The sequence below is a fragment of the Amycolatopsis sp. PSD-21 genome (assembly GCF_055561455.1).
This window is the reverse complement of the sequence record NZ_CM145712.1, coordinates 4,475,826-4,488,413: the sequence shown is the minus strand read 5'-3', so window position 1 is coordinate 4,488,413 and position 12,588 is coordinate 4,475,826. Positions and strand designations below refer to the sequence as shown.

Annotated in this window: 16 protein-coding genes; 7 read left to right on the top strand and 9 right to left on the bottom strand. The window is 69.0% G+C overall.

What is annotated here, in order from left to right:
- Positions 1–41: 41 nt before the first annotated feature.
- Entirely contained in the window at positions 42–656 is a 615-nt protein-coding gene (locus ACZ1DY_RS21120; protein ID WP_465485694.1) for a TetR/AcrR family transcriptional regulator, read from the top strand.
- A gap of 204 nt (positions 657–860) precedes the next feature.
- Here the strand turns inward: ACZ1DY_RS21120 and ACZ1DY_RS21115 are convergent, their stop codons facing one another.
- The 6 genes from ACZ1DY_RS21115 to ACZ1DY_RS21090 all read right to left on the bottom strand — a co-directional run bounded on the left by ACZ1DY_RS21115 (position 861) and on the right by ACZ1DY_RS21090 (position 4,265).
- The gene (locus ACZ1DY_RS21115) at positions 861–1,334 is read right to left on the bottom strand and encodes a bifunctional nuclease family protein (protein ID WP_005150031.1); all 474 of its coding nucleotides are present in this window, start codon (positions 1,332–1,334) and stop codon (positions 861–863) included.
- A gap of 220 nt (positions 1,335–1,554) precedes the next feature.
- Complete coding sequence (gene ftsR, locus ACZ1DY_RS21110) at positions 1,555–2,325, bottom strand: transcriptional regulator FtsR (RefSeq protein WP_465485475.1); 771 nt, start codon at positions 2,323–2,325, stop codon at positions 1,555–1,557.
- Positions 2,322–2,789 (bottom strand): glycogen accumulation regulator GarA, encoded by a 468-nt coding sequence (gene garA / locus ACZ1DY_RS21105; protein ID WP_005150023.1) that lies wholly within the window; start codon positions 2,787–2,789, stop codon positions 2,322–2,324. The genes ftsR and garA overlap by 4 nt, the downstream gene beginning before the upstream one ends.
- Before the next feature lie 124 nt (positions 2,790–2,913).
- Positions 2,914–3,297: a glycine cleavage system protein GcvH gene (gcvH, locus tag ACZ1DY_RS21100; protein ID WP_192744476.1), complete on the bottom strand. Its 384-nt coding sequence runs from the start codon at positions 3,295–3,297 to the stop codon at positions 2,914–2,916.
- Positions 3,298–3,358: 61 nt separating this feature from the next.
- Positions 3,359–3,994, bottom strand: coding sequence for a CDP-alcohol phosphatidyltransferase family protein (locus tag ACZ1DY_RS21095; RefSeq protein WP_371878850.1), 636 nt, complete (start codon positions 3,992–3,994; stop codon positions 3,359–3,361).
- Positions 3,995–4,031: 37 nt separating this feature from the next.
- The gene (locus tag ACZ1DY_RS21090) at positions 4,032–4,265 is read right to left on the bottom strand and encodes a hypothetical protein (RefSeq protein WP_465485474.1); all 234 of its coding nucleotides are present in this window, start codon (positions 4,263–4,265) and stop codon (positions 4,032–4,034) included.
- Between the two features lie 308 nt (positions 4,266–4,573).
- Here ACZ1DY_RS21090 and ACZ1DY_RS21085 point away from each other — a divergent pair, with 308 nt between their 5' ends.
- Both ACZ1DY_RS21085 and ACZ1DY_RS21080 read left to right on the top strand, forming a co-directional pair.
- Positions 4,574–5,092, top strand: coding sequence for a hypothetical protein (locus ACZ1DY_RS21085; RefSeq protein WP_257487074.1), 519 nt, complete (start codon positions 4,574–4,576; stop codon positions 5,090–5,092).
- A gap of 32 nt (positions 5,093–5,124) precedes the next feature.
- The gene (locus ACZ1DY_RS21080; protein WP_465485473.1) at positions 5,125–5,505 is read left to right on the top strand and encodes a hypothetical protein; all 381 of its coding nucleotides are present in this window, start codon (positions 5,125–5,127) and stop codon (positions 5,503–5,505) included.
- 15 nt (positions 5,506–5,520) lie between these two features.
- Here the strand turns inward: ACZ1DY_RS21080 and ACZ1DY_RS21075 are convergent, their stop codons facing one another.
- Positions 5,521–5,928, bottom strand: coding sequence for a hypothetical protein (locus tag ACZ1DY_RS21075; protein ID WP_465485472.1), 408 nt, complete (start codon positions 5,926–5,928; stop codon positions 5,521–5,523).
- Between the two features lie 137 nt (positions 5,929–6,065).
- On the opposite strand from ACZ1DY_RS21075, the gene ACZ1DY_RS21070 reads away from it, so the two are divergent.
- Genes ACZ1DY_RS21070 through ACZ1DY_RS21055 form a run of 4 tightly spaced genes read left to right on the top strand, consistent with a single transcriptional unit; the run spans position 6,066 to position 9,830 of the window.
- Positions 6,066–7,034 carry an adenylate cyclase gene (locus ACZ1DY_RS21070; RefSeq protein WP_465485471.1) on the top strand — a complete coding sequence of 323 codons (969 nt, stop codon included), beginning with the start codon at positions 6,066–6,068 and terminating at the stop codon, positions 7,032–7,034.
- A 2-nt stretch (positions 7,035–7,036) separates the two neighbouring features.
- The gene (locus ACZ1DY_RS21065) at positions 7,037–8,011 is read left to right on the top strand and encodes a hypothetical protein (RefSeq protein ID WP_126732075.1); all 975 of its coding nucleotides are present in this window, start codon (positions 7,037–7,039) and stop codon (positions 8,009–8,011) included.
- A complete protein-coding gene (locus ACZ1DY_RS21060) occupies positions 8,008–9,201 on the top strand; it encodes an adenylosuccinate synthetase (RefSeq protein ID WP_465485470.1) in 1,194 nt (397 codons plus the stop codon). The genes ACZ1DY_RS21065 and ACZ1DY_RS21060 overlap by 4 nt, the downstream gene beginning before the upstream one ends.
- The gene (locus tag ACZ1DY_RS21055; protein WP_465485469.1) at positions 9,198–9,830 is read left to right on the top strand and encodes an NUDIX domain-containing protein; all 633 of its coding nucleotides are present in this window, start codon (positions 9,198–9,200) and stop codon (positions 9,828–9,830) included. Before ACZ1DY_RS21060 ends, ACZ1DY_RS21055 begins: the two co-directional genes overlap by 4 nt.
- 1 nt (position 9,831) lies before the next feature.
- On the opposite strand, the gene ACZ1DY_RS21050 is transcribed toward ACZ1DY_RS21055, so the two are convergent.
- Positions 9,832–10,590: a D-Ala-D-Ala carboxypeptidase family metallohydrolase gene (locus tag ACZ1DY_RS21050; protein WP_465485468.1), complete on the bottom strand. Its 759-nt coding sequence runs from the start codon at positions 10,588–10,590 to the stop codon at positions 9,832–9,834.
- A gap of 272 nt (positions 10,591–10,862) precedes the next feature.
- Positions 10,863–12,566 (bottom strand): AMP-binding protein, encoded by a 1,704-nt coding sequence (locus ACZ1DY_RS21045; RefSeq protein ID WP_465485467.1) that lies wholly within the window; start codon positions 12,564–12,566, stop codon positions 10,863–10,865.
- Positions 12,567–12,588 lie beyond the last annotated feature (22 nt).

Sequence of the window (12,588 nt, the reverse complement as noted above, 5' to 3'; positions counted from 1 at the left end):
ATTTTTTACTCATGCAAGTAACTCCCTCCACGCAGAGCGCCATGCAAGAGGTCCAGGCGGAGCTGGGGCTGTCGGTCGCCGAGGCGGCCAGGCGGGCCCAGATCATCGGGGCGACGATCGCGACGATCTCCGACCTCGGCTACCACAAGACGTCGTTCGCGAAGATCAAGGAACGGGCCGGGCTGTCCAGCACCCGGATCATCTCGTACCACTTCACCAACAAGGCGGGCCTGATGCAGGCCGTGGTCACCACCGCGACCGGGATGAAGGACAAGTTCCTCGAGGAGCGGATCCAGGGCACGACCGACCGGGCCGGGCTGCTGCGCGGCTACATCGAGTCGGAGATCGCGTTCCTCGGCTCGTACCCGGAACTCGTGCGGGTCATGGTCGAGATGGGTTCGAGCAGCTCGGACGCCGAGGGCTGGTTCATGTCGGCGCCGCTGGTCGAAGAGTTCCGGACCGGCCGGCTCGAACGTCAGCTGCGGCAGGGACAGCAGGAAGGTGCTTTCGGCGAGTTCGCGCCGGACGTGATGGCGTTGTCGATCGCGCAGGCCATCGACGGCGTCGCGGCGAAGTTCGCGGCGGATCCGAAGCTGGACCTGGAGCGCTACGGGCGCGAGCTGGCGGACCTGTTCGTCAAGGCGACCGCCGCCTGAGCCACGGCCGTCCTGCGGAAGTCCGTGAGGGCAGTCCCAGCGGCCGCGCGTGAAGGGCCCCTTGCCTCGGCTCAGCCGAGGAAACTCGGCCTTCGCACCACGCCGAAGTACAAGAAGCATTCGCGAACGCATTCAGAGGACTAAACGCACGTACGACGAAGGGGCGGCACCATCAGGCGCCGCCCCTTCGTTCAAGTCTCGGGATCAGGTGTCCGCGCCGCGGAAGTCCTCCGGCGAGACCGAGTCGAGGAACTCGCGGAACTTCTCGACCTCGTCCTCCTGCTCGTCGGGGATGATGAGGCCCGCTTCCTCCAGCACCGCGTCCACGGCGTGGATGGGCACCCCGACCCGCAGCGCCAGCGCCACCGAATCGCTCGGGCGGGCCGAAACCCGGATGTCCCCGTCGAAGACCAGCTCCGCGAAGAACGTGCCTTCCTTCAGATCGGTGATGACGACCTGCTCCAGCTCGCGGCCCAGCGCTCCGATGACCTCCTTGAGCAGGTCATGGGTGAGCGGACGGGCCGGGCGGACTCCCTGCTGCTCCAAGGCGATGGCGGTGGCCTCGACCGAGCCGATCCAGATCGGCAGGTAACGCTCGCCTTCGGTTTCCCGCAGCAACAAGATCGGCTGATTCGCGGGTAGCTCCACCCGCACGCCGACGACGCGCATCTCGCTCATCGGGCTTCGCCTCCCTCTCGTGCGCACGGGCTGCAACGCTTGTCTCGACGACCAAGCGACGGCAGTCCCGACGCTACCCGTCTTCCGAGCGCTGTGCTCGCTGTCTCCGACATTCTCGGTTCGCCCGTGGCAAACCCAACTCTCACGGTACGGCATAGGGTGCCGAACATTCAGGCATTGACAAGTGGCCCGACAACGGCTCCCGGTCCCCCGAAGCCGTTCAACCGCCTGTGACAGCCCGTATTCCGGCCTTCACCAAGAGCGTGTGCAACGCCACGGTCAAGGCGGCCAGCTCCCGGACGACCTCGTCGCCCCTCGCCTGGGCGTCCTCGTCACGATGCCGATACACCGGGGTCACGATCTGCTCCAGCAGGCCCACCTCGCGGTCGGCCGCGGCCCGGAAGGCACGCAGATGTCTCGGCTCGATACCGAATTCGGTCATCGCCTTCACGGTCTTCGCCACGAGGACCGCGTCCGGGTCGAAGAACCCCGCCGCTCCCGGGCGGACGAGACCGTATTGCCGCAGCTCAGCCAGGGTGGCGGCGTCGATCCCAGCCTGGCGGAGCAGATCTTCCTCGGTCAGCCTGATCTCGCGATCGGTCTCGAAGTCCCCCGGGGACGGCAGTCCGCCGTTCTCCCCGGGGGCGTCGAGTGACACGAGTTTCCGCGGCAGCCGCGGCATCGCCGCGGTGTGCTCGGCGGGCGCGGCGCCCTGATCCGCCGCGTCCAGCTGTTCCTTGATGACCTTCAGCGGGAGGTAGTGATCCCGCTGGGCGGACAGGACGAACCGCAACCGCTCCACGTCCGCCGGAGCGAACTGCCGGTACCCCGACGGGGTCCGGCCCGGCTGGACCAGACCCTCCGCCTCGAGGAACCGGATCTTGGAGATGGTGACATCGGGGAAGTCGCCGCGCAGCTGTGCCAGCACGGCCCCGATGCTCAACCCATCGCGCTGCGACGCATCCCGATCAGGCCGCCCGGCCGCCGTCACCGTGCCCCCTGGCCCCCGTGACCCGGGCCGGTCAGGAAGACCAGGCGGAACTTGCCGATCTGCACCTCGTCGCCACCGGCGAGGACGGCCTGGTCGACCGGCTCGCGGTTGACGTAGGTGCCGTTGAGGCTGCCGACGTCGATGACGACGAACTCGCCACCCTCACGGCGGAACTCGGCGTGGCGCCGGGAGACCGTGACGTCGTCGAGGAAGATGTCGCTGTCCGGGTGCCGTCCCGCGCTGGTGGTGTCGCGGTCCAGCAGGAAGCGCGAACCCGCGTTCGGGCCCCGCTTGACGACCAGCAGCGCGGAACCCGCGGGCAGCGCGTCCACACCCTGGACGGGGGCCTCGGCAGCCGGAGGAGCCTCAGTGCCTTCGACGTCGGCCAGGAAGTCGGCCCGGAAGACAGAAGTCCGCTCCGGAGACTGCTCCGGGGGAACGCCGGGCCCGTCGTTCGTGCTCACCTGAGCTCTCCTAACGCATGTGTGTTGCCACTACTCAAGAACGTGTGGAGTCAAACGTACCGTGCCTGATCGAATCTCCGGCCCGCGGCTCCCCCTACTCTTCCCGAAGGGCCGCGGCCTGCGGCTATTCCTTGATCAGCGCCTGGTACGCCTCGGCCTCCAGCAGGGATTCCACCGAGCTCGCGTCGTCGAGCCGGAGCTCGATCAGCCAGCCTTCGCCGTAGGGGTCGCTGTTGATCAGCTCGGGTGACTCGGTCACCGCGTCGTTGACCGCGACCACCTCGCCGTCGAGCGGGGCGAACAGCTCCGAAACACTCTTGGTCGACTCGACCTCGCCGAACGCGTCGCCCGCACCGACCTGCTTGCCGACCTCGGGCAGTTCGACGAACACCACGTCACCGAGCTGGTCCTGGGCGTACTCCGTGATGCCCACGCGCACGAGCCCTCCGTCGCGCACGGAGACCCACTCGTGTTCCTCGGTGTACCGCAGTTCTTCTGGAGTGGACAACGCCGCTCCCCTTTCTTGCCCTCGCTCGAAACCGACGCGCGCAGTTTCGCATCCCGCCGGGTCACGCGCCCGGCGCCTCCCGCAACTCGGCGGGATCGGCCGTTCGCAGCGCCCGTGCCGTCTGGACGACGTACAGCACGCCCGAATAGACGTACAGCACCGCGCCCCACGCCGTGAAGGCGTAGCCGATCGGGCGGGCGATCGCGGCGATGTCGGAACCGCCCTGGGTGAGCAGCAGGAACGGGAACGCGTACATCAGCACGAACGTGGCGCCCTTGCCGATGTAGGTGACCTCCGGCGGGGCGAACCCGCGGTGCCGCAGCAGCAGCACGCAGACGCCGAGGACGGCCTCGCGGACGACCAGCGGGACCACCAGCCACCACGGGATGATGTCGCGGATCAGGAAGGCGATGAGGGTGGCGAGGATGTAGAGCCGGTCGGCGGCGGGGTCGAGCAGCTGGCCGAGCCGGGACATCTGGTTGAGCCAGCGGGCGAGTTTGCCGTCGAGCCAGTCGGTGAGCGCGCTGAACACGAGCAGCGCGAGCGCCCAGCCGTCCTCCTTCGGGCCGAGGAGCAGCCACAGGAAGACCGGCACCCCGGCGAGCCGGAGGATCGAAAGCATGTTGGGAACATTCAGGGCCTGCCGCAGCAGGGAAGGCTCTTCGCTGGTCACGCTCGGTTCGGGGGGCGTACTCACCCGCTCAGCCTAGCCAGCGGCGGCAGGTCCTCCCGCGTCAGCTGGCCCGGGTGTGGGTCCAGCCGCGGCGTTGCAGGTCCGCGCTGGTCAGCGCCACGGGCCTGCCCCGGTGATCGGTGCCCATCCAGCGGTTGTGGCCGGCGGAGGTTTCGAGGACGTACGGGCGGCCGCCACACCAGACGACGGTGCACGGTGCCGTCGGTGGCAGTTCCGTGCTCGCCGGTGCGGCGGCCTGGGATGACGCGGGGTCGGTCTGTTCGTCGGTCTTCATCGCTCTCACGGTTTCGGTGACGGGGACTGGGACACGCCGGAGCGCTACCTTTGTTTTCGGCAGAACGAGGCCGCGCGTTAACGGCTCCACGCCGGATTCGTCCGATCGGTTCGCAACGACAGCAGGATGTTGTCGCGCTGTGAACGGCATGTTAATCGTCCACAATGGACAGTCGCCGAGCGGTCCTCGCGAAGCACGGCGGCGGGGGCGCGATAGCCTCCCGCGAATCGAACGTGGCTCAATGCCACGGGATCGGGCCCGGCCGGGTGAGAATGGGCCGGCCACGACCGGCCGACGAAAGGATCGCCTTGCCCGTCTCGACCACCATGGGAACGTGGCGGCGCCTGTTCGCGGCCTGCGCCGTCTGTGCCGCCGTCGGAACGCTCGCCGCCTGTTCGGGCGAAGATCCGCCACCGCCTGTCACCTTGATGTCGGCCTCGCCGCCCTCGCTTCCCACCGCGGTGTCCAGCGTGCCGGTGCCGCCGATCCCGTCGCAGACCGCGCCGAGCCGGTCCGCCGCACCGGTTCCCACCTCCCAGCCGAAACCCGCTGAACCGGTTCAGGGTTCGTGCGGGACGGTCACCGCGGCCAGCGGGCTGACCCTGCAGGTGCTCAACGGCCCCGGGGTCTCGTGCGCGGACGCGACCGGGATCGTCGGTTCGTTCCACAAGACGATCGCCGGACGGCAGTCCGCGGGCTCGGACGAACCGGTCAGCGAGACCGTGGACGGCTGGCTGTGCGTCTCCGGCGCTCCCGCCGCGCAGGGCGGAACCAGTTGCAGCAAGGGCGATCAGAACGTGTTCGCCGCCGTCGTCCCCGTGGAATGAACCGAATGAACCATCCTCGAGAAGAAGGGCCCATGAAGAGCCTCGCCGTGCTCCCCGCCGCGTTCGCCGTCGTCCTGCTGAGCGGCTGCGGCGCGGACCCCACTCCCGCCGCCGCGCCGCCGCCCTCTCCCGCCCCCGCGGCCGATCAGGTCCTGGCCGGTACGCCCTGTGGCGAGGTCACCGGATTCCAGGGCGCGAAGAACAAGGTCGTCGTCCGCGGCAAGGCCGAGTGCGCCGAAGCGACGCAGGTGCTCACGGAGTACTTCGCCAAGCTGACGCCGGCCGAGGCGGCGTCACCGCAGGGGCCCGGCCCCGTGGTGGTCGGCCCCTGGACCTGCGGGAGCGGGCCGAACGACCCGGTGACGAGCTGCTCGACCGAGGACGAGCGCCAGATCGAAGCCACCCGGAGCTGAGAACACCCGGCGGCGTCACCGCTCGCGACGCCGCCGGCTCCGGTCCATCCGGTACAGGACACCGAGTCCGATCAGCATGCCCAGCAAGACCAGGCCGCACAGCACGACCATCCACAGACTCAAGACCCGATTGGACCTCGACGAGTAGGCGAATCCGTCGACGGCGAAGATCCGGTCGCCTTTCTCGACTCTTTCGCCGTCGATCCTCCCGTGACCGGTGCGCCCGTCGTCGAACCGCCACTTGGCCGTGCAATAGGGAAACCGGCCGCTCATCGGCGGGCCGTCCTCGACGCATCCGGAGACGCCGGTGACCGTGACGTCCTGCCCGGTATCCAGTTCGCGGACACGGTCGGCGAGGGCTCCCCCGGTCACCCACAACAGGAAGACGAGCGGGATCCCGGCCAGCAGCGTCCGGGCGGGCATCTTGGAACTCCGCGGTTCACCCGACAAGAAAGTCCTTTCGTTCGGCCGTTCCAGGCTATTCGCCGACGTGGCGGCACGGCACGGGATTTGTACCCACCCCCTTGCGAACCTAGGTAAGAGTCGTCTAGACTCAAACTATGCTCACCAGGGAAGACGCCGTGACGATGATCGAGAACACGGTCGACGCGGCCGCTCTGTTCGCGCGCCATCGCTACCGCGAACTGGCGGCCGTTCTCCACCCCGACCGCAACCCCGGCGACGAGCGCGCCCACCGCGCCGCCGCCACCCTCAACCGCCTCCACGACGACTGGAAACGCTCCCGGCGCCAGACGGTCACCACGGCGACGTCGGCGTACACCCTCACCGCGCCGCACGCGGTGGGCAGTGTCGCGACGACCTACCGGACGACCGGGCCGCATCTGGTGAAACTCGTCCGCGACCCGGCGCTCAACCCGCTGATCCACGCCGAGTGGGCGGCGCTGCGCAAGCTCGACGGCTTCACCGAACGGCACCGATGGCTGCGCCCCTACTACCCGCGACTGCTGGACACCTCGGGTCCGGTGGCCAGGGGCGACCGAGCGTTCAGCGTCCTCGATCCGCTCGTCGACGGGTTCGTCACCCTCGCCGATATCGGGAAGGCCTTTCCCAGCGGGCTCGACGGCCGCGACTACGCGTGGATGCATCGCCGCCTCCTGCGTGCCGTGGCGGGCGCGCACCGGGCGGGTGTCGTCCACGGCCACCTCACCGCGGACAACGTGCTCGTCCATCCGGGACAGCACGGCATCGTCGTCGTCGGCTGGTCCTTCGCCGTCGAGGACGGTGTGCTCCCGCTGGCGGCGGACAAGTCCATCCACTACCCACCGGAAGTCCACAAAGGACTTCCGGTGACCACCGCCACCGACGTTCACATGCTCCACCGCATGATGCTGGAACTCCTTGCACGGGAAGAAACCCGCCAACGCGAGTTCGCGACCTGGTGCACGCAGGAAGCTCCGGCGCAACGGCCCGACGCCGCCGATCTGCTCGACGAATACGACGCGCTGCTCGACGACCTCTACGGCCCCCGCACCTTCCGACCCTTCACCATCCCCGAGACAGGAGCCTGACCATGGGACACGGACACTGGGACGACAACGCCTACGCCGCCGCGAAGACCTTCCGGAAGGCCAAGGGCGAGGACGACTTCGGCTACACCGCCGATCTCCGCTCCAAGCCCGCGAAAGACTGGAAGGTCGCACCGGCGCTCGACCCGCTGAACGCGGTCCGGGAATGCCGGGATTCGGCCGACCACACCGATTCGACGCCGATCGCGGTGCTGTTCGACGTCACCGGCTCGATGCGCCGGGTGCCGCGGGTCATGCAGGGCAAGCTCGGCAAGCTGCACGGCCTGCTGAAGCGCCGGGGGTACCTGGCCGACCCGCAGGTGATGTTCGGCGCGATCGGCGACGCCGACAGCGACCGGGTTCCCTTGCAGGTCGGGCAGTTCGAATCGGACAACCGGATGGACGAGCAGCTGCGCACGATCTTCCTCGAAGGCGGTGGCGGCGGGCAGAAGAGCGAGTCCTACGAACTGGCCGCGTACTTCATGGCCCGGCACGTCGTGACCGACGCGTGGCAGAACCGCGGCCGCAAGGGCTACCTGTTCATCATCGGCGACGAGCTGAACAAGCCGGCGCTGGAGGCGCGCCACATCCGCCGCGTGATCGGGGACGACGTGCGGGAGGACATCGACCCGGCCTCGGTGTACCGGGAGCTGGCCCGCAAGTGGCACGTCTACTTCGTGCTGCCGAACCAGTCTTCGTACTACAACGACCCGCAGATCGGCGAGCACTGGAGCGATCTGCTCGGCCAGAACTTCCTGAAGCTCGACGATCCCGGCGCGGTGTGCGAACTGATCGCGGCCACCATCGGGCTGGAGGAGCGGGTCGTCGACGTCGACCGGGCGCTCGCCGATCTCGCGGACGTCGGCTCGGTCGCCGAAAGCAAGGCGGTCGGCAAGGCGCTGGCGAAGCTGGGCACCAAATCGGTCGTCACCTCGGCCGTGCCGGAGCCGGGTGGGCCGAGCGACGTGGTGCTGCGATGAGTCTCCTTGACGGACACGTGGTGGTGGTCGGGCTCGGCTTCGGCGACGAAGGCAAGGGCGCGGTGGTCGACGCGCTCTGCGCCGCCCGGCCCACCACCGCCGTGGTCCGCTTCAACGGCGGCGCGCAGGCCGCGCACAACGTCGTCGTGGACGGGCGGCACCACACGTTCAGCCAGTTCGGGGCGGGCACGTTCGCCGGCGTGCCCACCCACCTCTCACGGTTCGTGCTGGTCGAGCCGTTCGCGCTGGCCGCGGAGGCGCGGCGGCTCGAAGCGGTCGGCGTCCGGAATCCGCTCTCGCTGCTGAGCGTGGACGGCCGGGCTCTGCTCACGACGCCGTTCCACATCCACGCCAACCGGGCGCGGGAGGAGGCCCGGGGCGCGAACCGGCACGGCTCGTGCGGCAAGGGCATCGGCGAGACCGTCTGGTATTCGCTGCTGCCGGGGGCCGTGCCGGGCGAGGTGGTGGAAAACCAGGAGGTCATCGGGACGCCGGGGGAAGCGCCCACGGTCGCCGACTGCGCCGACCCTTCGGTGTTGCGACGCAAGCTGGACGCGCTCGCACGGTTCTACGCTCCGCTCGCCACGCCACCGCACGGCGTGGACGAACTGGTGGCGCTGTACCGCGATTTCGCGGACGCGGTGCGGATCACCGACGGGGACGAAACGGGACGGCTGGCGGATTCCGGACGGCTGGTCTTCGAGGGAGCGCAGGGGGCTCTCCTCGACCAGCACCACGGATTCCACCCGCATACGACCTGGTCCACCACCACGCCGCACAACGCTCGCGCGCTGCTGGCCGGGCGCCCGCACGCCGTCCTGGGTGTCACGCGGACGTACCTCACCCGGCACGGCGCGGGACCACTGCCGACCGAGTCCGCCGCCGTGCTCGCCCGCTTTCCTGAGGCACACAACGAAACCGGCGAGTTCCAGGGCGCGTGGCGGGCCGGTCATCTCGACGCGGCCCTGCTCGACTACGCGATCGCGGCCTGCGACGGGGTGGACGCGCTCGCGGTGACCCATCTCGACGCGACCGGGCTGAAGGTCGTGCCCCGTGAGGGCTCCCCCGCCGTCGAACTGCCGGATCCGCTGGCGTGGTTCGCCGAGCGGCTTCCGGTGGCCGTCGCCGGGTACAGCCCGGACAGGGCCGGTTACCGGGTCACGGAGGCAAGGTCGACAATCAACGCGTGATCGAGTCGACGCCGGTGTCCGTTGACGTGCTCGTGGTGCGGTTCGCGCCCGGCACCAGGAAAGTATTGCTGGGAATCGCGCCGCGAGCCGCCGAGCCGTTCGCGGGTGAACTCGCCTTGCCAGGGGTGTTGCTCGGGCTCGGGGAGCGGCTGAGGGAGGCGGCGCACCGGGCGGTGGTCGGGAAGCTCGGCCTCTCGCCCGACGCCGTCTCGGCCACGGGACAGCTCGCCACCTTCGACGAGCCGAACCGTGATCCCCGCGGCCCCACGCTCTCCATCGCCTTGTGGGCCACGGTGGATCCCGCGCTCGACGAGCCGGGGAAGGTGGTATGGGCTCCGCTGGACGAGGTCCCGCCGCTGGCGTTCGACCACGACCGGATCGTGGCGGACTGCCGTCCGATGCTGGCCGAACGGCTGTGGCGGGACGTCGCCTTCACCGCCGGGCTGCTGGGGCGGATCTTCACGACGGCGCAGGCGCTGGACGTCACCGAAGCGCTGACCGGGGACCGCCCCTATCCGGCCAACCTCGGCCGGACCATGGAGCGGGTCCCCGGTCTGCGGCGCACCACCGAACACGCGGCCGCCCTCCCCAAGGGAGGACGGCCGCCGTCGTTGTGGCGCTGGGAGTGACTCAGATCCCGCAGGAGGACGCCGACCAGAACCGCGTCGACCGGTGTGCCACGTGGGTGTGATCGTTGTGGCCGGGGTAGCCCGGGCCGAGGATCTCACTGAACCCGTGGTTGCGGGCCTGCCTGGCCAGCCCGCAGAAGCCCTGCGAGCCCGCCCCGAGGTCGACCGCGTCGCCGTAGAGGTGACGGCTGTTGGTCGCCCCGCCGACGGCGTTGTTGCAGGAGACGCTGCGGAAGCCGCCGTTGACGTCGATCGGCCGGTCGCCCATGGCGTGCCGCATCGCCTGCAGCTTCCACATCGAGACCAGTGCGTTGGCCTTCGCCGTCGCCGCTGAGACGTTGCCGCCGGACCAGTCGGAGTTGCACCGGTTCAGTTCGGCGTAGGTGAAGTTGACCGGCGTGCAGTCGTCGTCCTGCAACGCGTAGAGCTTGCTGAACGTGGCAGATCCGGCGATGCCGTCCGCGGCCAGCCCGTACGCCTGCTGGAAGCGGGTGACCGCGGCCTTGGTGCCCGCGCCGAACTGGCCGTCGATGGCGAGCACGCCCCCGTAACCGGGGTAGCCGGCGACGCGGATCTGCAGTTGCCGGACGTCCTCACCGGACGCGCCCTGGGACAACGTGCGCCCCCAGGAGTAACAGGCGTCGGCGACGGACACTTCGCCCGCCGTCACCGGGCCAGGATCGGCGGCGGCCGGAGCGGCCACCGCGGTACCGAGCCCGGCCACCAGGGCGAGCATCGGCAGGAGGAAACGAATGCGCATGACAGGAACACCTTTCAAGCAGGGAAGGTGAGACCCGTGACCCCCACGGGTTGTCAACGATTCACTGCCGAGGATGCTAACGCGGTTCCGGTTACCGCGCTGTGGGTCGTTCGACCCACACGGCCCCGTCCGTCACGCGTGTCCGGAGGCGTAACTCGCGTGTCTGGAGACGTAACTCGCGTGCTTGGAGGCGTAACTCACCGGCTGGGCGAGTTACGCCTTCAAACACGCGAGTTACGTGTTCAAGCACGCGAGTTCGGAGTTCGGGCCGGTCAGCCCTTCAGCTGCGGGAAGTCCTCCTCGCGGAACTCCCCCGCCGGACGGCCGTCGGCCTCGTTCTCGCGGCCGCGAAGTTCGACGCGCCGGATCTTGCCGGAGATCGTCTTCGGTAGTTCGGTGAACTCCAGGCGGCGAATTCGCTTGTACGGAGCCAAATGTTCACGGCAGAAAGCCAGGATGGACACCGCGGTGTCGGCTGTCGGTTCGTGTCCGTTCGTCAGGACGACATACGCCTTCGGTACCGCGAGCCGGATCGGGTCGGGCGCGGGGACGACGGCCGCTTCGGCGACCGCCTCGTGTTCGAGCAGGACACTTTCCAGTTCGAACGGCGAGATCCGGTAGTCCGAGGCCTTGAAGACGTCGTCCGTGCGGCCCACGTAGGTGATGTAGCCGCGTTCGTCGATCGATCCGACGTCACCGGTGTGGTAGAAGCCGTTCGCGAAGGCCGCGGCCGAACGTTCCTCGTCGTCGGCGTACCCGGCCATCAGCCCGACGGGTCGCTTTTCGAGGTCGAGACAGATCTCGCCCTCCTGCGCCCGTTCGCCGGTGACGGGGTCCACGAGCGCCACGGTGAAGCCCGGCAACGGGCGGCCCATCGACCCCGGCACGACGTCCTGCCCGGGTGTGTTGGCGATCTGGACGCTGCTCTCCGTCTGCCCGAAACCGTCGCGAATCGTGACGCCCCAAGCCTTTTCGACCTGGTCGATCACTTCGGGGTTGAGCGGCTCGCCCGCGCCGACCACCTTGCGCGGCGGCGTCTTCAGCACGGTCAGATCCGCTTGGATGAGCATCCGCCACACCGTCGGCGGGGCGCAGAAGCTGGTGATACCGCACCGGTCCATCTGCGCCATCAAGGAGACCGCGTCGAACCGCGCGTAGTTGTACAGGAACACGGTCGCCTCGGCGTTCCACGGCGCGAAGACGTTGCTCCACGCGTGTTTCGCCCAGCCGGGCGAGGAGATGTTGAGGTGGACGTCGCCCGGTTCGAGGCCGATCCAGTACATTGTGGACAGATGGCCGACCGGGTACGAGACCTGCGTGTGCTGCACCAGTTTCGGCTTCGCGGTGGTCCCCGAGGTGAAGTACAGCAGAAGCGGGTCTTCCGCCGCCGTCGGGCCATCGGGGGTGAAGGTGTCCGGTTCCTCGTAGGCGTCCACAAAGGACCGCCAGCCCTCGACCGGCTCCCCGACGGCGATGCGGGTGTAGTCGCCTTCGACGTTCTCGAACTTGTGCGCGTCGACGGACCGGATCACGACGTGTTTCGCCGCGCCCCGCTCGACCCGGTCGGTGAGATCCGCCGGGCCGAGCAGGGTCGAGGCCGGGATGATGACGGCGCCCAGTTTGATCGCGGCGAGGATCGTCTGCCACAGCTCACCCTGGTTGCCGAGCATCAGGATCAGCCGGTCGCCCCTTGCCACGCCGAGCGAGCGCAGCCAGTTCGCGACCTGATTGGACCGCCGCGCCATCTCCGGATAGGTCCAGCGGTTCTCGATGCCGTCCTCTTCGACGATCCACAGCGCGTACCGGTCCTGGTTGGCCGGGTCGGCCGCGACGACGTCGAACCAGTCCAGCGCCCAGTTGAACTCGGCGGGCCGGGGCCAGGTGAAGTCGCGATAGGCGGTTTCGTAGTCCTCGCGATGGGCTAACAGGTAGTCCCGTGCCTCGCGGAACGTGCGGTATGCCTCCGAAGCGCTCACGATCGTCCTCCTGGTCCGCCGA

Coding starts and splice junctions, on each gene's coding strand:
- ACZ1DY_RS21120 (WP_465485694.1), top strand. CDS start 42: ATGCAAGAGGTCCAGGCGGAGCTGGGGCTGTCGGTCGCCGAGGCGGCC.
- ACZ1DY_RS21115 (WP_005150031.1), bottom strand. CDS start 1,334: ATGAGCGAGATGCGCGTCGTCGGCGTGCGGGTGGAGCTACCCGCGAAT.
- ACZ1DY_RS21090 (WP_465485474.1), bottom strand. CDS start 4,265: ATGAAGACCGACGAACAGACCGACCCCGCGTCATCCCAGGCCGCCGCA.
- ACZ1DY_RS21080 (WP_465485473.1), top strand. CDS start 5,125: ATGAAGAGCCTCGCCGTGCTCCCCGCCGCGTTCGCCGTCGTCCTGCTG.
- ACZ1DY_RS21075 (WP_465485472.1), bottom strand. CDS start 5,928: ATGCCCGCCCGGACGCTGCTGGCCGGGATCCCGCTCGTCTTCCTGTTG.
- ACZ1DY_RS21070 (WP_465485471.1), top strand. CDS start 6,066: ATGCTCACCAGGGAAGACGCCGTGACGATGATCGAGAACACGGTCGAC.
- ACZ1DY_RS21065 (WP_126732075.1), top strand. CDS start 7,037: ATGGGACACGGACACTGGGACGACAACGCCTACGCCGCCGCGAAGACC.
- ACZ1DY_RS21060 (WP_465485470.1), top strand. CDS start 8,008: ATGAGTCTCCTTGACGGACACGTGGTGGTGGTCGGGCTCGGCTTCGGC.
- ACZ1DY_RS21050 (WP_465485468.1), bottom strand. CDS start 10,590: ATGCGCATTCGTTTCCTCCTGCCGATGCTCGCCCTGGTGGCCGGGCTC.